This is a genomic window from Hymenobacter sp. R533113 (assembly GCF_056835965.1).
The window spans coordinates 16,555-33,144 of sequence record NZ_JAKWBD010000016.1 but is presented as its reverse complement, the minus strand read 5'-3'; the positions used below and the strand labels follow the sequence as shown (position 1 = coordinate 33,144).

General features: G+C 56.9%; 19 protein-coding genes and 1 pseudogene. 9 read left to right on the top strand and 11 right to left on the bottom strand.

Features of this window, described 5'->3' with window-relative positions:
• Window positions 1–173: 173 nt before the first annotated feature.
• The gene (locus MKZ35_RS21950) at window positions 174–1,571 is read right to left on the bottom strand and encodes an NAD-dependent succinate-semialdehyde dehydrogenase (RefSeq protein WP_482515356.1); all 1,398 of its coding nucleotides are present in this window, start codon (window positions 1,569–1,571) and stop codon (window positions 174–176) included.
• A gap of 247 nt (window positions 1,572–1,818) precedes the next feature.
• On the opposite strand from MKZ35_RS21950, the gene MKZ35_RS21945 reads away from it, so the two are divergent.
• The 7 genes from MKZ35_RS21945 (at window position 1,819) to MKZ35_RS21915 (ending at window position 7,116) form a co-directional block, all read left to right on the top strand.
• The gene (locus tag MKZ35_RS21945; RefSeq protein WP_482515355.1) at window positions 1,819–2,376 is read left to right on the top strand and encodes an RNA polymerase sigma factor; all 558 of its coding nucleotides are present in this window, start codon (window positions 1,819–1,821) and stop codon (window positions 2,374–2,376) included.
• A 2-nt stretch (window positions 2,377–2,378) separates the two neighbouring features.
• The gene (locus tag MKZ35_RS21940) at window positions 2,379–3,257 is read left to right on the top strand and encodes an anti-sigma factor (RefSeq protein ID WP_482515354.1); all 879 of its coding nucleotides are present in this window, start codon (window positions 2,379–2,381) and stop codon (window positions 3,255–3,257) included.
• A 184-nt stretch (window positions 3,258–3,441) separates the two neighbouring features.
• Complete coding sequence (locus MKZ35_RS21935; protein WP_482515353.1) at window positions 3,442–3,780, top strand: arsenosugar biosynthesis-associated peroxidase-like protein; 339 nt, start codon at window positions 3,442–3,444, stop codon at window positions 3,778–3,780.
• A 101-nt stretch (window positions 3,781–3,881) separates the two neighbouring features.
• A complete protein-coding gene (gene arsS, locus MKZ35_RS21930; protein ID WP_482515352.1) occupies window positions 3,882–4,931 on the top strand; it encodes an arsenosugar biosynthesis radical SAM (seleno)protein ArsS in 1,050 nt (349 codons plus the stop codon).
• Window positions 4,932–4,964: 33 nt separating this feature from the next.
• A complete protein-coding gene (locus MKZ35_RS21925) occupies window positions 4,965–5,498 on the top strand; it encodes a rhodanese-like domain-containing protein (protein WP_482515351.1) in 534 nt (177 codons plus the stop codon).
• A 15-nt stretch (window positions 5,499–5,513) separates the two neighbouring features.
• Entirely contained in the window at window positions 5,514–6,149 is a 636-nt protein-coding gene (locus MKZ35_RS21920; RefSeq protein ID WP_482515350.1) for a TIGR04282 family arsenosugar biosynthesis glycosyltransferase, read from the top strand.
• Window positions 6,150–6,207: 58 nt separating this feature from the next.
• Entirely contained in the window at window positions 6,208–7,116 is a 909-nt protein-coding gene (locus tag MKZ35_RS21915; protein WP_482515349.1) for a hypothetical protein, read from the top strand.
• Between the two features lie 21 nt (window positions 7,117–7,137).
• On the opposite strand, the gene MKZ35_RS21910 is transcribed toward MKZ35_RS21915, so the two are convergent.
• The 6 genes from MKZ35_RS21910 to MKZ35_RS21885 all read right to left on the bottom strand — a co-directional run bounded on the left by MKZ35_RS21910 (window position 7,138) and on the right by MKZ35_RS21885 (window position 11,669).
• A complete protein-coding gene (locus MKZ35_RS21910; protein WP_482515348.1) occupies window positions 7,138–7,566 on the bottom strand; it encodes a hypothetical protein in 429 nt (142 codons plus the stop codon).
• A gap of 226 nt (window positions 7,567–7,792) precedes the next feature.
• Window positions 7,793–8,305 carry a hypothetical protein gene (locus MKZ35_RS21905; RefSeq protein WP_482515347.1) on the bottom strand — a complete coding sequence of 171 codons (513 nt, stop codon included), beginning with the start codon at window positions 8,303–8,305 and terminating at the stop codon, window positions 7,793–7,795.
• A 32-nt stretch (window positions 8,306–8,337) separates the two neighbouring features.
• Window positions 8,338–9,162 carry an MptA/MptB family glycosyltransferase gene (locus tag MKZ35_RS21900; RefSeq protein WP_482515346.1) on the bottom strand — a complete coding sequence of 275 codons (825 nt, stop codon included), beginning with the start codon at window positions 9,160–9,162 and terminating at the stop codon, window positions 8,338–8,340.
• A gap of 93 nt (window positions 9,163–9,255) precedes the next feature.
• Window positions 9,256–10,056 (bottom strand): glycosyltransferase family 2 protein, encoded by an 801-nt coding sequence (locus MKZ35_RS21895; protein ID WP_482515621.1) that lies wholly within the window; start codon window positions 10,054–10,056, stop codon window positions 9,256–9,258.
• Window positions 9,938–10,726: a glycosyltransferase gene (locus MKZ35_RS21890; protein ID WP_482515345.1), complete on the bottom strand. Its 789-nt coding sequence runs from the start codon at window positions 10,724–10,726 to the stop codon at window positions 9,938–9,940. The genes MKZ35_RS21895 and MKZ35_RS21890 overlap by 119 nt, the downstream gene beginning before the upstream one ends.
• Window positions 10,727–10,958: 232 nt before the next feature.
• Window positions 10,959–11,669 carry a glycosyltransferase family 2 protein gene (locus MKZ35_RS21885; RefSeq protein ID WP_482515344.1) on the bottom strand — a complete coding sequence of 237 codons (711 nt, stop codon included), beginning with the start codon at window positions 11,667–11,669 and terminating at the stop codon, window positions 10,959–10,961.
• A gap of 75 nt (window positions 11,670–11,744) precedes the next feature.
• Here MKZ35_RS21885 and MKZ35_RS21880 point away from each other — a divergent pair, with 75 nt between their 5' ends.
• Window positions 11,745–12,206 (top strand): peroxiredoxin, encoded by a 462-nt coding sequence (locus MKZ35_RS21880; RefSeq protein WP_482515343.1) that lies wholly within the window; start codon window positions 11,745–11,747, stop codon window positions 12,204–12,206.
• Between the two features lie 211 nt (window positions 12,207–12,417).
• On the opposite strand, the gene MKZ35_RS21875 is transcribed toward MKZ35_RS21880, so the two are convergent.
• The 4 genes and pseudogenes from MKZ35_RS21875 to MKZ35_RS21860 form a co-directional block, all read right to left on the bottom strand.
• On the bottom strand, window positions 12,418–13,770 hold the full coding sequence (locus MKZ35_RS21875; protein ID WP_482515342.1) for a 4Fe-4S binding protein: 1,353 nt from the start codon (window positions 13,768–13,770) through the stop codon (window positions 12,418–12,420).
• Between the two features lie 128 nt (window positions 13,771–13,898).
• Window positions 13,899–14,126: a hypothetical protein gene (locus tag MKZ35_RS21870; protein ID WP_482515341.1), complete on the bottom strand. Its 228-nt coding sequence runs from the start codon at window positions 14,124–14,126 to the stop codon at window positions 13,899–13,901.
• Window positions 14,127–14,211: 85 nt separating this feature from the next.
• Window positions 14,212–14,979 carry an FAD-dependent oxidoreductase gene (locus MKZ35_RS21865; RefSeq protein ID WP_482515340.1) on the bottom strand — a complete coding sequence of 256 codons (768 nt, stop codon included), beginning with the start codon at window positions 14,977–14,979 and terminating at the stop codon, window positions 14,212–14,214.
• Between the two features lie 47 nt (window positions 14,980–15,026).
• A pseudogene (locus tag MKZ35_RS21860) lies at window positions 15,027–15,503 on the bottom strand (FAD-dependent oxidoreductase); the annotation flags it as partial.
• A gap of 319 nt (window positions 15,504–15,822) precedes the next feature.
• Between MKZ35_RS21860 and MKZ35_RS21855 the strand changes: the two are divergent.
• Complete coding sequence (locus tag MKZ35_RS21855; RefSeq protein ID WP_482515339.1) at window positions 15,823–16,581, top strand: DUF547 domain-containing protein; 759 nt, start codon at window positions 15,823–15,825, stop codon at window positions 16,579–16,581.
• Window positions 16,582–16,590: the final 9 nt, after the last annotated feature.

Here is a 16,590-nt window from a genome sequence, read left to right as displayed (position 1 = left end):
CATGCTGAGCCTGCCGAAGTATCTCTACTGTTTCGTTGAACTACTCTAACGAAGAGGTAGAGATGCTTCGATAGGCTCAGCATGACATTCTCCCGACTTCCTAGAGCAGCTTCAATGTTAATAAACACGCGAGATGCTTCGTGTTGCTCAGCATGACGGTCTAAATAGGATAACTACTCAGTTTTCTTCTCACCCCCTGGCGCTTCGCCGCTAATCCAGATACTTTTCTGGTTGACAAACTCCCGAATACCCAGGTGCGACAGCTCGCGCCCGTAGCCCGATTTCTTGACGCCGCCAAAGGGCATCTCGGGCGAAGATTTTACCATCGAATTCACAAAAACGGCCCCCGCCTCCACGCGGCGGGCCAGCGCTTCGCCCCGCTTCACATCGCGGGTCCAGATGGCACCACCTAAGCCGAACGGGGAATCGTTGGCTAAGCGGATGGCATCATCAGCGTCGCGGGCTTCGAGGATGAGCGCTACGGGTCCGAACAGCTCCTCGTGGTAGGCTCGCTGGCCGGGCTTCACGCGGGAAAGAATCATCGGCCGAAACAAGGCACTGCCCGCTTCAGATTGCCCCCCATACAGCTCCACTTTCGCCCCCTGGCGTACCGATTCTTCCACTTGCTTCGTCAGCTCGTCGGCCAGGTCGGGGCGGGCCAGGGGGCCGTACTGGGTTGCTTCATCCAGCGGGTCGCCGGTGCGGAAAGCCAACAGATGCGTTTTTAGCTGGTTGATAAACTCCTTGATGACGGGCTTTTCTACGATAAACCGCTTGGCCGCGATGCAGCTCTGGCCCGCGTTGATCATCCGGGCCTGGGCAGCGGTTTTGGCGGCCAGCTCCAGATCGGCATCAGCCAGCACGATAAAGGCGTCGGAGCCGCCCAACTCCAGCACGGTCTTTTTGATGTGAGCGCCAGCGGCCGCGGCCACCTTCGAGCCGGCCAGCTCGCTGCCCGTCAGCGTAACCGCCTTTAGCCGATCATCCGCGATGAGCTTTTCTACCAAGTCGCTTCCAATCAGCAGCGCCCGAAAGGTGGCGGGAGGGAAGCCCGCGTCATGGAAAATTGCCTCCAGCGCCAGCGCGCACTGGGGCACGTTGGAGGCGTGTTTGAGCAACCCCACATTGCCCGCCATCAGGGCCGGCGCGGCGAAGCGCACCACCTGCCAGAAGGGGAAGTTCCAGGGCATCACGGCCAGCACGACGCCCAGGGGCTCATGGGAAATAAAGCTGCGCTGGGCCGGCGTTTTTACCAGCTCATCGCGCATAAATTCCTCGGCGTGGTCGGCGTAGTAGTCGCAGGTGAGGGCGCATTTTTCGACTTCGGCGCGGCCGTCAGTTACGGGCTTGCCCATTTCTATGGCCATCAGGCGGGCCAGCTCGTCTTGGCGCTCGCGGAGTAGGGTAGCGGCGCGGTGCATACGCTCGGCGCGGTGCGCAAAGCTGGTAGTGCGCCAGGTAAGCGCCTCGCGGGCTGCCTGCGCCAGAATGCGTTCCGTTTTAGCCCAGGAGAATGCCCGGAAACGCCGCACGACGCGGCCCGTGTACGGATTAAAAGATTCGATAGCCATAAGGAAAGCACGGGAGAAGGTCGGTAAGGTTCACTAGGGTACGCAGCCGACGGGGAGTTGGTAAAAGCGGGAACAAAAATGTGGTTTTATGGTATATCCACGAATACTCGGCAGTGCAGACAAGCACACCGGGTTGTTTCAACTGCCCAGCTTCCTCCGAGCTAGCGAAATACAAGCTTTATGCTTTACATTCGTTCGGCGGTCGGCCCAGTTTTAAGCAAGCCCCATATCCTTCAGCCAGTTTCCAGTGTCTGTCAACCACCCAGAATCGTTAATACCTGTACCCGAGGAATTGCTGGTGCAGCGACTGCGTGACCGCGACGAGGCGGCTATGACTGTCTTTTACGATAAATATTCGGCGGCCCTGTATGGGGTCATTCTCCGAATTGTTAAAAAAGAAGAAATAGCAGAAGACGTCCTGCAGGAAAGTTTAGTTAAGATATGGCACTCTTTTACCTCCTACGATGCTTCTAAGGGGCGTTTGTTTACGTGGGTGGTCAATATATGCCGGAATTTAGCTATTGATAAAATCCGGTCCCGACAGTACCGCGTAGGTAGTCGTACACAGCCGCTGGAGGACAGCGCCGCGGTGCGTCAGGCGGCCCCTACCGGGTTTCAGCCCGAGCATATCGGCCTACAGGAAATAACGATGAAGCTCAACCCTGAGCAGAAGCAAGTTATTGACCTGCTATACTTCGGCGGATTTACACAAAGTGAAGTGGCAGACGAACTCAACCTGCCGCTCGGGACGGTAAAGACCCGTGCCCGCGCGGCTATCAAAGTACTCGCAAAATTGATTCGGTAATCGTGGACAGTCAGGAATATATCGAATCAGGAATCCTCGAACAGTACGCCCTGGGCGAGCTGAGCGAGGCAGAGCGTGCTGCTGTCGAGGCACAGGCCGCAGCGCACCCCGAAATCGCGCAGGAGCTGAATCAGGTGCAGCAGGCACTCGGCTTGTATGCCCAGGCACACGCCGAAACGCCCCCCGCCGCCATGCGTGAGCGGGTGCTGTCAGGCTGGCAGGCCGCTATCCGGTCGGAAGCCCAAAAAGCCCCCCAGACCAGCTTTACCGCTGCACCCGCTGCTCCTGCCGAGCCGGTGGTTCGCCAGATGACTCCCCTGGAGACCGAAACGGCCAACAACGCCTCCGGACCCGCTTTCCGCTGGATGCTGGCCGCCTCCGTGGCGCTGTTGCTGGCCAGCGGCCTGGCCAACTTTGTGCTGTATACTCGCTGGCGCGATGCGGCCTCCGATTTGGCTATTGCCCGCACCGAGCAGAACCGAGTGGCCTCCGTTATGCAGGCGTCGGAGCGAACGTTGGCGGTGCGGCAGCAGGAGCTGGAGATACTACGCAGCGACGATTTCCGGACGGTAGCGCTGGCTGGTACGGCTGCTACCCCTTCGGCCAGCGCCCGAGTGCTGTATAACCCTAAAACCAAGGCGGTGTACCTTGATGTACGCAAATTGCCCGCGCCTCCTGCTGGTAAGCAGTATCAGTTGTGGGCCCTTGACAACGGCAAGCCCGTGGATGCGGGAGTACTGGCCGCCGCGACTACGGCCGGCAACAGCTTGCAGCAGATGAAAGATATTGCCAGCGCCCAGGCGTTTGCCATGACGATAGAGCCAGCAGGTGGCAGCATTAGTCCCACCTTATCAACTCTGACAGTAGTTGGTAATATTTAAGCTTTTGTAAATAAGCCGTTTGTCATGCTGAGCTTGTCGAAGCATCTCTACTGGTTGGTAATTCCAACAAAGCGGGAGAGATGCTTCGACAAGCTCAGCATGACAGACGGTTTTTAGCATATGCCTGGGTGGCGTCTGGCAGCATATTGTTTCTCATTCTTTCAAGCCTCTTCCCCTCACAATCATGGAAAAATCAACGTATTACAACCCCGCCGACCTGGCCAAATTTGGTAATGTTTCGGATTGGCAGCCTGAAATGGGCCGGAAGTTCTTCGATTACTACGGCGAAGTTTTTAAAGACGGTGCCCTGTCTGAGCGTGAAAAGGCCCTTATTGCCCTCGCCGTGGCCCACGCCGTACAGTGCCCTTACTGCATTGACGCGTACACCGCGGATTCACTCCAGAAAGGTGCCGACGAAGCGCAGATGATGGAAGCCGTACACGTAGCCGTAGCCATCAAGGGCGGCGCGGCGCTGGTACACAGTGTGCAGATGATGAACAAAGCCAAAGAACTGTCTATGTAATTGAATGGTTAAGTGGCTGGATGGCTACATGGTTAATCGTTAGACGACCACATATTTAGCCATCCAGTCAGTTAACCGTTTAACTCTTAACCCTTCAGCCTATGAAATCACTGCACGCCCAACACCACGCCCTGGCTGATACCAGCTACCAGCTTACGGTGCTGAGTGAGGCGGAAGCGGCGGGTGCCCGGCTGCCTGCCTTCGCCCACAAGCTGCGCGAATCGGGCCTGCTGCCGCTGCGCCCCACCGAGCTGGCCGTGATGCAGGTGAACGTGGGGAAAATGTGCAATCAGACCTGCCGCCATTGCCACGTAGATGCCGGCCCCGACCGCACCGAGATAATGACGCGCGCTACCATGCAGCTCTGCCTCGATGCGCTGGCCCAGACGACCATTCCCGTGGTTGACTTAACGGGCGGCGCGCCGGAAATGAATCCTGACTTTCGTTGGTTCGTGGAGCAGATTTCGGCCCTGGGCCGTCAGACTATTGTGCGCTGCAACCTGACTATCATTGTAGCCAATCCAAAGTACCACGACTTGCCCGAGTTCTTTGCCCGGCACGGCGTGCGGGTGGTGTCGTCGCTGCCGCATTTCTCGGCGGCCCGCACCGATGCCCAACGGGGCGAAGGTGTGTTTGGGCGCTCTATCCGGGCCCTGCATATGCTGAACGCGGTAGGCTACGGCGTGGAAGGCTCCGGTTTGCTGCTCGATTTGGTGTATAATCCGTCGGGGGCCTTTTTGCCAGGTAGTCAGATCGGGCTGGAGCGCGAGTTTAAGCAACGCTTGCTGCGCGAGCATGAGGTGGTATTCAATAACTTATTGGCCATTACCAACTTGCCGATAAGCCGGTTTATGGAGTATCTGCTGGAAAGCGGCAACTACGAAAGGTATATGCAAAAGCTGGTGGCGGCCTACAACCCCGTAGCTGCGGCCAATGTGATGTGCCGCAGTACGCTTTCTATTGGTTGGGACGGGCAGCTGTACGACTGCGACTTCAACCAGCAGCTCGATTTGAATGTAGCTCAAAATGCCCCCCAGCACATCCGTTCCTTCGATGCGGCCGCTTTGCAGGACCGGGCTATCGTTATTAATCAGCACTGCTACGGCTGCACGGCCGGGGCTGGCTCCAGCTGCGGCGGTGCTACGGCTTAGTTGTTTGTAATCAATTAGTTGATAAAACCTAAAATGACGAATAGCTGGCGCCTAGTAGTGATGCTTCTGGGGCTAATAGTGCTACCAGCCTGTGGGCAGGATACGTCCGTGCCCGAAACGGTGAGCCCGGTGTACCGGCAGATGCTTAAGACGCTGTACCGCGAAACGGTGCCTACCATTCAGGCCGCCACGCTAGCCGATATGCTGCGGGCCAAGCCCAAAAAGGTATTGCTGCTCGATACCCGGACTCCCGCTGAATACCGGGTCAGCCACTTAACAGGGGCTCGGTTTGTAGATTTTGACTCGTTCGAGAAAAACGATTTCGCGGGACTATCGCGCGAGCAAACCGTGGTGGTCTACTGCTCGGTCGGCTACCGTAGTGAGCGGGTAGGGGAGCGACTTAAGGCCCTGGGCTTCCGCGACGTACGCAACTTATACGGGGGTATTTTTCAGTGGGTGAACGAAGGACGACCCGTATACAATGCTGCCGGGCCTACGCGCCAGATTCATCCGTATTCGGCGCTGTGGAGCGCGTGGCTGCGTCAGGGCGAGCAGGTGTATCAATAACGAAAACCGTACGGCGTGGCCAACAGTGTTTATCAACAGCATCTGCTCATCTTTGCCCGCTTACCGGAGCTGGGGCAGGTAAAAACCCGGCTGGCGCATAGTATCGGCGACGAAGCGGCTTTAGCTGTATACCGCGAGTTGCTGGCCCGTACCCGCGCCGCCGCCGCCGGCTTTGGGGGGCAAAAAACAGTGTGGCTGACCCAGCCTGCCGGTTTGCCCTTAACGCCTGAAACCGTAGCTGCTGAATGGCCCGAATACACCTGGCAACCGCAGCCGCAGGGCGACCTGGGGGGCAAAATGCAGCTGGCATTTATGCAGGCTTTCTCAGCCGGTGCCGCCGCCGCTACAATCATCGGAACCGATTGTCCTGACCTCACTACTGCGCTCTTAAGCCAGGCTTTTGCCCTGCTCGCTACCCACGATGTAGTGGTTGGCCCGGCGGCCGATGGCGGTTATTACCTGCTAGGAATGAAGGCTTTGCATCAAGAGTTATTCCAAAACAAAACCTGGAGCACCGCCTCCGTGCTGCCCGATACCCTGGCCGACACTGCCCGCCTGGGCCTGCGCGTTGCTCGTCTGCCTACTTTGCACGATGTGGATACGGCCGACGATCTGGCCGTGTGGCGTGCGGCAGAAAATCAAGCCAGATAAGCCCCTACTGTTGCGTTTCGCCGTACTAGCATCATTCTTCGTGTTTAAGCTAGTTCGTATGCATCCTGTTTGTCGTTTTGTTATTGGGTTGGGCTGCGTGGCCTTAGGCAATGGTCTTACCGCCTGTTCCTCTGCCGATGAGGAAGCAGCATTAAGGACCAAAAGCCAGGTAGTGCGGGATGATAATGCTGCCTTGCTCAAACTGGCGCCTTATTTCAATCAGCAATGGGCAATGGCCAAGTGGTGGGAGGACGGACTGGCCGAAGTGGCAACCTATGAGGCCGAACGGGTGGTGTACGATAAAGTACGCCGCTTCGAGTACACCTTAATTACTGTGAAGGAGGAGTTTACGCCGCAGTTCAACGTGAAAGCTGATACCCTACAGAGGCCCGACCTGTTTCCGGTGATGAAGGTGAATCAGTTTTGCCGCATCGAAACCGACCAGTATCCTTACCACTACCTCACATCTCTGTTTTTTCGGCGCGACGAGCCCGTGGCTCTGCACAAGATGACCACCTCCTCCCAGGAGTGGTGCGGCAACACGTTCAAAGCCATCACCGACGAAGGTCTGCACTATCTTCAAACGTATAATTCTTACTGGGACGGGCAGGGAAGTGGGGAGCGGCAGCTCCGGCGCGACGCGCTTTTCGAGGATGCGTTGCCTTATACCCTACGCAGCCTTCGCTTTACCCGCAAGCCCGCCTTTGGGGTAGTTGTTACGGAGTTGCAGCAAACCAGCAAGGCCACTCGGCCTAACTACTACAATGCGCAAGTGAAGGTAGAGGATGCCCTGACTGCCGACACCCCTGAGCCCGCGTGGCGGGTAACGGTCGCGCTGACCGACAAGAAGCAGAACGTGTATTGGTTTGCTAAGAAGTATCCCAACGTTCTGTTGCGCCAAACTACCTGGGACGGACGCCAGCTACGCCTCAAATCGGTACGGCGCTATGCTTATTGGAAAGCTTGAGCAATACCAAGTTAATTTCTTTTAAACCAAATGGTTAGCTTTGTGAGGTCGTACGCTTTTACTGAGCCAAGTGTAGGCTGAGGCTACATCTTCGAAGCTGACAACCATCGGCTTGCTCACGAAAGACAGTACATCATCAATGGCACTCCGGCTGAGATAATTGGGCGAGTATACCCAAGCCAGATAATGCAGGCCGGCATCTGCGAGGGTCTGAAAAAACGCTTCATCCAGCCACCGCGAAGCCTCTTGCCAGGGTCCCTCCATATTGGAGTTGTCGTTCAGCATTTTCTGACATTTGGTGCGCCATAGGCACTCCACCAGCTGTTGGCATCCCGCTCGAATGGACGACTCATTCTGCTTGCCTTTCCAGTCCACGTAAAGCCATTGGTTGCAATGGTCGTGGGCAATGCAAATGGAGGGCGTATCTCGTAGTACTTCTAAACCAAGCATTAACAGATTACTCCAGGAAGGCTTTTCCTGATAAGGATCATAGAATACGTATTAATACTAGTCAAAGGCTGACTTTGCTGGATTAAAACTACGTGTTTACCGTAGTAATAAAAATTCATACGCTTTTATTAACCCAAACTTAACAACATTCTAAATCGAATTTTAATATAAATATATTTATATAATTGTTGCACAAATGGTTGACATACAGCATAGTAAACAGGAATCAATTGCCTTGGCCCCAACCTTTATCTGCGAGCACAGGTACCGGCCTTGAAAAGGCTACTTCCCATAGAAGGACAGCTGTGACCAAGCTATACTCCAGGCTCACCAACAGCAGATTTTCGGAGTAAACAGAGGTCCGATAGGCGGCGTAAGAAAGCAAAACCACTCCCGACCAGACGATGCTATAGCGGTAGGGCGTGAAGCAAGCGAGGGCAATTAGCGGCGTCAGATACCAGGGATGTACCGTTGTAGCCAGCAGATAGTACAGCGTAAGAGCCAGCAATAGCGTTTGGCCCAGCGTGGCCATAGTAGGGCGTCGCTCACGCCAGGCTAACAGCAGCAGCAGCAGGCCGGCCGTCAGGGCCAAGCCCGTACCGATAGCGGCAATCAGATTGTAGCCTACCAACCAGTAGCCCACCGTCCGTAGCAAGTAGTAGAGGCTGGCATTGAACTCGAAAGTGTGAAAATACAGGTCGAGGCTGCGCCAAAATTTGCTGAACAAGTCCAGTGACATAAAAGGCGCAAATAAGCCCACCACCACCAGGCTCAGCACCCCGGCGTAGCGCAGAAAAGCCCCCAGCCCAGGCGCCGAATGAGAAAAGGCAGCACGAGCAGCGGCAGCAGCTTGGTGGCTACGGCGAGCCCCAGCGTTCCCGCCGACCACGCCCAGCGCCCCCGCACCAGCGCCCACCAGGCCGCCAGCAGCCCGCAGATGAGCAGGGCTTCAAAATGAAGGTTGCCCGTCAGCTCCACGATAACCAGCGGATTGAGCACGTACCATAAGGCTCGGTGCTTGGGCTGGCCGAAAGTGCGCAACAAGCTCATTAACAGCAGCATCGTTGCCAACTCCGCGGCTAATAGCACTGCCCGCAATAGGACAATAAAGCCCCGTTCACTTTCGGGAAATAGCCAAGCTGCCATCCCAAACACTGCCTGACAAACCGGTGGATACACCGAGTAATAATGAGGGGAGTTGAGCCTGGGATACAGGTCGGTGAGTCGTTGTTGCAGCCGCGCATTACTGACCAGCTCAGGCCAGGGCTGGGCGGTGGGCGTCAGCAGCTCATCGGGGTGGTGCAGGTAAGGATTTTGCCCCCCGGCCACCAACAGGCCATCCCAGCGGAAGCGGTGGTAGTCGTCGGAGAGGGCAGGAGTAGCCGGCAGCCAGAGCAGACGAAACAGCAGTCCGGCGGCTAGGGCTACTCGCAGCGGCACCCGGCTGCGCATTAGCCAGATATAGCTAGCGAATGCCACGGCCATCAACCCGATTAGCTGCCCGAAATAAGTGCGGGGCGTAGCGTAGGCTACCCCCGCGTACGCCGCTGCACTGAGCAACAGGGCCATGAGCTGAAGGCGGGAGAGGCGGGGCATTATTGGAATGAGGAATTAAGAATGAGGAATGAAGAATGAAGAATGAAGAATTAGCACGATAGCAATTCTTCATTCCTCACTCTTAATTCTTCATTAAGTAAAGCGTCCGGAGTGCCGGGCGGAGTAATAAAAAACCAGGCCGTAGCCGACCGCCAAAAGCAGGTGGAAAGGCAGCAGGCCATAGTCGCCGATGTACAAGCCAGCCCCAATGCCAAACAGGAAATAGAGCGTGAGCAGCCCTTCCAGCACCGTGAGGCCATCGAAGCGCCCGGTCCGGTAGCGGCGATCCTGCCAGGTGCCCTGCCGCCGAATAAGCCCCAGCTTGGGTGTGCGGATAAAGGCTGAGCGCTTACCTGCCAGCCCCAGCAGCACCGCCCGTGAGTTGTGCAAAGCCAGGCCCATCGATACGGCCAGGAATAACAGGAACTTACGTAAAAAAGCCCCCCAGCTCGCCGTTGGATTATCGTAGCGCCAAGCCGAATAATAATAGAACACCAAAGGCAATAGCGTGAGTAAAAACACGCTGGCCAACTGGAATACGGGCTCCAACTCTGGTAATTGCTGCCGCACAAATACCAGCGGCACGCTTATCACAGACAGAAGCAGGATAGCGAGAAAGACGGTGCTGTTGAGCAGATGAAAGGTGGCGTGCAGCTTGGTAGCCCACGGTAAGGAAGACTTCAATACGCTGCCCAGATGCTTGCGGGCGGTTTCGGCTCCGCCTTTGGTCCAGCGAAACTGCTGCGACTTCAGCGCGTCCATAGCGGCTGGTAGTTCAGCCGGAGCCTTTACCTGGGGCAGATATACAAACTGCCAATTGCGCAGCTGGGCCCGGTAGCTCAGGTCCAGGTCTTCGGTGAGCGTATCGCTGTGCCAGCCCCCCGACTCTTCGATGCAGCGCCGCCGCCACACCCCCCGTACCATTGAAATTTATAAAATGCCCCCCAGCCCGCCGCCCCACTTGCTCCACGTAAAAGTGCGCGTTCAGGGCAAAGGCCTGGAGCTCCGTCAGTAAGGAATATTCTTCATTAAGATGAGCCCAACGCGTTTGGACCACACCTACTGTCGCATCGGAAAAATAGGGGATCGTACGCAGCAGGAAGTCGGGCTCGGGAACGAAATCGGCATCGAAAATGGCAATCAGCTCCGCATTCGTGTGTTTTAAGGCGTGCTTTAAGGCACCAGCTTTAAACCCCTCACGGTCAGAACGTATTATATGGTCGATACAGAGGCCGCGTGCCCGGTGGCAGGCTATGCGGGCAGCGGCTAAGGCAACGGTTTCGTCGGTCGAGTCGTCGAGCACCTGTATGTGTAGTTTATCGCGCGGATAGGCCAGAGCGGCGGCGGCATCGATGACCCGCTCGATAACATACAGCTCGTTGTAAACTGGGAGCTGCACCGTCACTAAAGGCCACTCAGCTGGAGCAGCCGGGGCCGGCAACACCGGGCGGCGGTAGGCGCGCCGGGCCAGCAACGTAAGTTGCAGCTGACTCAGGCTAAAGCCCAGGATAAACGTTAGACACAACCCATAAAGAACCAGAAGAATAATTTCCAGCTCTTTCATGGATGCAGTAAAAGAGGCATAAAGTGAAATACTATAAAAAGCCCCCCAACGGTTGGCCTCAACCCATAGCCCCGGTTCGCTTGATGCGCGAAGTCCTTTAAAGAAGGGGACTAGCTCTAATATTTTAGTAGACTAGAAATGAGCTAGCAGTCTAGAAAAGCTAATAGCTAGTCCCCCTTCTCCCCCAGGAGAAGGGGCTAGGGGTTGAGGCCAACCGTTGGGGGCTTTTTGCTTACAAATACTTAAAAATCGTCCACAGAATCTTGTAGCCAGCGCCCACCGTGCCCGCCACCGTCCCCGACACCTTCGATTTGCCAATCCGCCGGCGGTAGCGCACCGGTACTTCGGTGGTGCGCAGCTTGAGCTTGGCGGCTTTCAGCTGCATCTCCACCGTCCAGCCGTAGGTTTTGTCCTGCATATTCAGTCGCTTCAAGGCCGAAGCGCGAATTGCCCGAAAAGGCCCCAAATCGGTAAATCGGGCGCCGTAGAAGGAGTGCAGCAGGCTGGTAGCCAGCCAATTGCCGAAGATCTGCTGGGGCAGCATTGAGCCTTTCTCGCGCTTGCCTAAAGCCCGGGAGCCAATCACCATGTCGGCCTCGCCGCTTAGAATGGGAGCCAGCACCTGAGGCATATCCTTGGGATAGTCGGAGTAGTCGCCATCGAGGAACACGATGATGTCGGGCTGCTCCTCGGCGGGGCGAGCAAAGCAGTGAGCCATGCCGCGCAGGCAGGCGTAGCCGTAGCCGGCCCGGCGCTCGTGCAGCACCGTGGCGCCGGAAGCGCGGGCTATCAGGCCCGTGTCATCGGTGGAGTTATTATCGACCACTAGTATTTCGCGCACCAAGCCCTTCGGGATTTCCAGAATGACGTGCGAAATAGAGTGCACCTCGTTGTAGGCGGGAATAATAACGTCGATGATGGGAGTGGGGGGCAAATCGGACATACACAGGAGGCGAGTTGCACAAAGATGCCGAATCTTTTTGGGGCTATCTTTCCCGCGCACTTACATCCGAACCGCATGCTCCAGATTGGCGACCAAGCCCCCGACTTTACCCTACGCACCACCACTGGCGCCACCTTCCGTCTCGCCGACCAGCACGGCCAGCGCGCCATCGTGCTGTATTTTTATCCCAAAGACGATACGCCCGGCTGCACCACGCAGGCCTGCTCCTTCCGCGACCAGTACGAAGACTTTCAGGAACTGGGTGCCGAAGTAATCGGCGTCAGCTCCGACAGTGAGGCTTCCCACCAGAAATTCACCCAGAAGCACCGTTTGCCTTTTCCCTTGCTGGCTGACGAGGGCGGCCGGGTGCGCAAGCTCTACGAGGTGCCCCGCGCCATGCTGGGTATTCTGCCCGGCCGCGTCACGTTCGTCATTGACAAGGAAGGCGTAGTTCGCTACATATTCAACTCCATGCAAAAAGCCACCGACCACGTGGCGAATACAAAGCAGGTGTTGACTGATTTGACGAAAAAATAAGCGGGAATTTTGCCCCAACGGTGGGTATATGACGAGCGGTTAGCAGCCTGAATAAGACCGCGTGCCATACTAAAGTGTATGGACGTGGGGAAGTAGTAGCGCGGAAATCCGTTCCGCGTTGAGCACAGCGAGAGACCACGCGTGGGTGCGGTACCGGATTCTCGCCTGCGGCTCAACGCGGAACGGATTTCCGCGCTACTCTTTACATGCCCTAGCTCAATAGCCGCAGCGAGTCGGCGTGAATCAGTTGGGAGCCTTTGTAGCGACCCTCGCGGGGGCCATTCTCCAGGTTGAGTACGCCGCGGGGGCAGGCCGTGGAGCACATGCCGCAGCCCACGCAGGAGGCCCGGATGATGGGCTCGCCGCGCTGCGCATACTGCTTTACGTCAATGCCCATCTCGCAGACATTGGAGCAGTTGCCGCAGCTAATGCACTGGCCGCCGTTGGTGGTGATGCGGAAGCGGGAGAAGTGCTTTTGCAGCAAGCCCAGATAAGCTGCCATCGGGCAGCCAAACCGACACCACACCCGGCTGCCCATAATGGGGTAGAAGCCCACGCCCACCACGCCCGAAAACACGGCCCCGATGGCAAAACCGTAAAACTTGTTGAGGCTATTACCAATTTCACCCAGAAAGCTGCCGTACAATTGATTCACCCATAGCAGCACCGTAATCAGCACGATGAGGGCCAGCACAGAGTACACAATGCGCACTTCCCAGCGCCAGGCCGCACGGCTTTTGTCGGAGAGGTGGCGGTAAGGGTCGCCGGCGGTTTCGGCCAGGCCGCCGCAGCCGCACACCCACGAGCAGTACCAGCGCTTGCCGAAGAAGTAGGTAAGAATAGGCGTAGCTACCAGCGACATAATTGCCCCCCAGAACACCATAAACACGCCCAGACCGCCGTTTTTAGCCAGATCGGCTACTCCGCCCGGAAACAGGTAGTCGTATTTAAGCGGCCAGAAGTAGGAGAAGTAAAACTCGGGCTGCTGAAAAAACAGAAGCAGGCCCGGCAGCAAAAACGCGAAGCCCAGCTGGAAAAACATCACCGACACGGTGCGAATCAGCTGATAGCGGGAGTGGCGGTACTTCCACAAGGCCCGGCCACCCATCAGCAGCACCGCCAGCGTGTAGAAAGTACCGTACAGAAACCACTGGTCGGCAGCCCTATTGCGCAAGGCCTGGCTGAACGGGTCGAGCGTACGAATCAGGTTTTCGAGCGTCCAGGGAAACCAGTACAGCAGCACGTAGAAGCCCGTGAGTACCAAGCCCGTCACCCAGGCCACGGCCCCACGACTGGTGCTGGCGCGCAGCCAAAGGTTGTTTTGCTTCACGCCCGCCTCCCCGCGCCCAAACTTAACCCAGCTCCAGGCCAGCGTGCCGCCGCTGATAAGAGCCAGCGCCGCATACATGCTCAGGCGTGCCCGCGCCGCATCGGCGTCGAAGGTGGCGGCCAGCAACGCCAGCAGCCCCAGCGCTACGGTAGCCAGCGTTGCTTTTTCGGTGGCATCAGTGACCGGTAAAGGCGCCTGGGCAAGGGCAAAGGAATGATCGGAAGTAACTTCCATAGAAAGGAGGAAAAGTAGCGCGAAGCTTCTGCTTCGCGCACGAGCGAAGCGAGTATTCAGGACCGCACCATTTGTGTCAACGCACAGAAAGTCGCTTCGCTCGTGCGCGAAGCGGAAGCTTCGCGCTACTAGTGATGGTGGTGGCCTTCGTCGGGCTTGCCGAAGAGGTTGAGCAACGAGCCGATGATATAAAGCCCTGCCCAGCACACGTAGAGCCAGTTGAAACCGGCTGGTCGGTGTTGGGGGGCAAAAAAGTGCAGAATCAGGTGGGCACCAATGCTCATGATCAGGCCAGTAATGGCAATGAACTGGTAGCTGTTGAGGGCGCTGGGACGGTAGAGTTTAGAAAGATCCACAGAGAATGGTTTGATGGAAAATGACCTGAGCAGTACGGACTTGTAAGTACCGATAACCTAAAAACGCGTTATTTTAATTCAGTACTTACTTCTGCACCGCCGACATCTCCGCGAACTGCCGCTGAATAGCTTTTTCGTGGCGGTGGTAAAACTCAGGATCAAAGTTGGCCTTTTTTAACTCTTTTAGTACGGTTTGAATGGGCGTTTTGGCTGTAATCCAGTTTTCGCATACGTCTTGGCGCAGGCGCAGGCCCATCGCATTAAACCCAAGCACCGCATCATTGGCCTGGGGGGCAAAATTGATGCGTAGGGCGCAGTTGCCGGTGGGGTGTTGCCAGTAAAAACTCTCTACGCCATCTGGCGTGCGCGCCGGTACCTGCCCATAGGTTTGGTATTCGAGGTTGAAAAACTTGGCCGAGTTGAACCACACGCCACGCCGGTAGGGGGTAGGCTGGCCGCAAATGGTGTGGGCCACGGTTTCGCCCTGCATACGGCCGGTGTACCAGAGCTGCTCGATGGGCACCTCGCTTGCGCCGGGCTGGCGGTGCTGGGCGCAGTCGCCGGCGGCGTACACGTCGGGCAGGTTGGTTTGCAAAAGCTCATCTACCAGAATGCCCCGGTCGGTTTCTACTGCCGAGCTTTGGGTTAAGCTCAGATTAGGCGTTACGCCGATGCCCAGCCCCACCCACTCACACGCTATTTCCTCGCCCTGGCTGGTGATGATGGCGCGTACGCGGCCGGTGGCATCACCCAGAATCTCGCGCAATTCGGTGCGGTAGCGCACGTCCACGTCGTGCTGGCGGAACTGCTGGTCAACGAGTTCAGCTTCTTCGGGGGCAAAACCGAGCCCCAATAGTGCTGGTCGCGGACGAGCACGGTAGCGGCAATGCGGCGGGTGTGCAGCATCTCGGCCAGCTCCACGCCAATCAGGCCGCCGCCCACCACCACGCCCCGGCTGATACCGCGCGTGTCGCGCTCCATCTGCTCCAGGTCGGGCAGGCCGTAGAGGCCTTGAACCCCGCGCAAGTCCTGGCCGGGCCAGTCGGCGCGGCGCGACACGGAGCCCGTGGCCAGCAGCAGCTTGTCGTAGGTCAGGGTCTGGCCGGTGCTTAGGTGAACCTGGCGCGTATCGGCGTCGAGGGCAGTGGCCGTGGCGTGCACCAGCTCCAGCTGGTTTTCTTTCCAAAACCAGTCCTCGTAGGGCTTGATATCCTGGTAGCGCAGATGGCCCATGTACACGTACATCAGGGCCGTGCGCGAGTAGTGATGCTCACTTTCCTCCGATACGAGCGTGATGCGGGCCTCGGGCTGCAAACGCCGCACGGTTTGGGCTGCCGTCACGCCCGTAATGCCGTTACCAATGATAACTAGGTGCATGGATGCTATTTAGATGTAGATGTTGAGCTTCTGTTACTTAGAACGTCATGCGGAGCGTAGCGAAGCATCTCGCTAGCGGTAGTAGTTGTCATGCTGAGGAATCGAAGCATCTCTACTGGTGAGTAATCAATGCTATTGCAATGAAGCGGTAGAGATGCTTCGATCCCTCAGCATGACCACCTTTTGAGTATACATGTATAAAAAAGCCCCCCGCCCGAGCGTAGCTCGCAACTTGCAAACCATAACATTGGTTAGTGGAGTCAGGTTTGCAAATCCACGGTGGGTCAAATGGCCGTATTTCCCCTAAACCTACTCATTTATGTATCCTTCTGGATTTTCGACTGCCCGCCCCTGGCGGCTCCTGGCCTTACTATTTACCCTCTGGCTACCGCTGGGGGGCATTTTGGCGGCTCCGGTGGCACCATCTTTTTCGGCCGCTACGTCGGCTTTCCTGCAGAAGTACGTGAATGCTGATGGCAACGTGAACTACGCCGCTATAAAGAAGCAGCCCGCCGAGCTGAACAATCTGCTGCAAACCGTGCGGACTTTCGACACCAAAGCTATTTCGGCCGCCGAGCGCAAAGCCTTTTACCTCAACGCCTATAACCTCGTGGTAATAGGGGCGGTAGTCGAGCGCTTGCCGCTGACATCGGTGATGAAGGTGCCAGGCTTCTTTGATAAGCTGCCTTTCACCGTAGCTGGCGAAAAGATGACGCTCAATGAGCTGGAAACCAATAGGCTACGCAAGCCCTACAACGACCCGCGAATACATTTTGCCTTAGTGTGCGCGGCCAAAGGCTGCCCCCGCCTCAGCCGCGAAGCCTTCGCTGCCCCCACTCTCGATGCCCAACTGGCCGCCCAGACCAAGCGCGTGCTCACCGATCCAACCTTCATTCGGCCAGACGCGGGCACTAAAAAAGTGCTGGTTTCGGAAATCTTCAAATGGTACGCCGCTGACTTTAAAGCCCCCGGCCCGGCCCTTATTCCCTACCTCAATCAGTACCGCACCGCCCAGCCCATTCCAGCCCATTACACAGTCGATTACTACACCTACGACTGGGCGCTTAATGTCCAGTAAGCGTCTCAA

Excerpts from the sequence above, each read along its gene's own strand:
- MKZ35_RS21900 (WP_482515346.1), bottom strand. The coding sequence starts at position 9,162 with ATGCCCCGCCTCTCCCGCCTTCAGCTCATGGCCCTGTTGCTCAGTGCA.
- MKZ35_RS21905 (WP_482515347.1), bottom strand. The coding sequence starts at position 8,305 with ATGTCACTGGACTTGTTCAGCAAATTTTGGCGCAGCCTCGACCTGTAT.
- MKZ35_RS21910 (WP_482515348.1), bottom strand. The coding sequence starts at position 7,566 with ATGCTTGGTTTAGAAGTACTACGAGATACGCCCTCCATTTGCATTGCC.
- MKZ35_RS21885 (WP_482515344.1), bottom strand. The coding sequence starts at position 11,669 with ATGTCCGATTTGCCCCCCACTCCCATCATCGACGTTATTATTCCCGCC.
- MKZ35_RS21925 (WP_482515351.1), top strand. The coding sequence starts at position 4,965 with ATGACGAATAGCTGGCGCCTAGTAGTGATGCTTCTGGGGCTAATAGTG.
- MKZ35_RS21915 (WP_482515349.1), top strand. The coding sequence starts at position 6,208 with ATGCATCCTGTTTGTCGTTTTGTTATTGGGTTGGGCTGCGTGGCCTTA.
- MKZ35_RS21880 (WP_482515343.1), top strand. The coding sequence starts at position 11,745 with ATGCTCCAGATTGGCGACCAAGCCCCCGACTTTACCCTACGCACCACC.
- MKZ35_RS21935 (WP_482515353.1), top strand. The coding sequence starts at position 3,442 with ATGGAAAAATCAACGTATTACAACCCCGCCGACCTGGCCAAATTTGGT.
- MKZ35_RS21875 (WP_482515342.1), bottom strand. The coding sequence starts at position 13,770 with ATGGAAGTTACTTCCGATCATTCCTTTGCCCTTGCCCAGGCGCCTTTA.
- arsS (WP_482515352.1), top strand. The coding sequence starts at position 3,882 with ATGAAATCACTGCACGCCCAACACCACGCCCTGGCTGATACCAGCTAC.
- MKZ35_RS21950 (WP_482515356.1), bottom strand. The coding sequence starts at position 1,571 with ATGGCTATCGAATCTTTTAATCCGTACACGGGCCGCGTCGTGCGGCGT.
- MKZ35_RS21855 (WP_482515339.1), top strand. The coding sequence starts at position 15,823 with ATGTATCCTTCTGGATTTTCGACTGCCCGCCCCTGGCGGCTCCTGGCC.
- MKZ35_RS21890 (WP_482515345.1), bottom strand. The coding sequence starts at position 10,726 with ATGAAAGAGCTGGAAATTATTCTTCTGGTTCTTTATGGGTTGTGTCTA.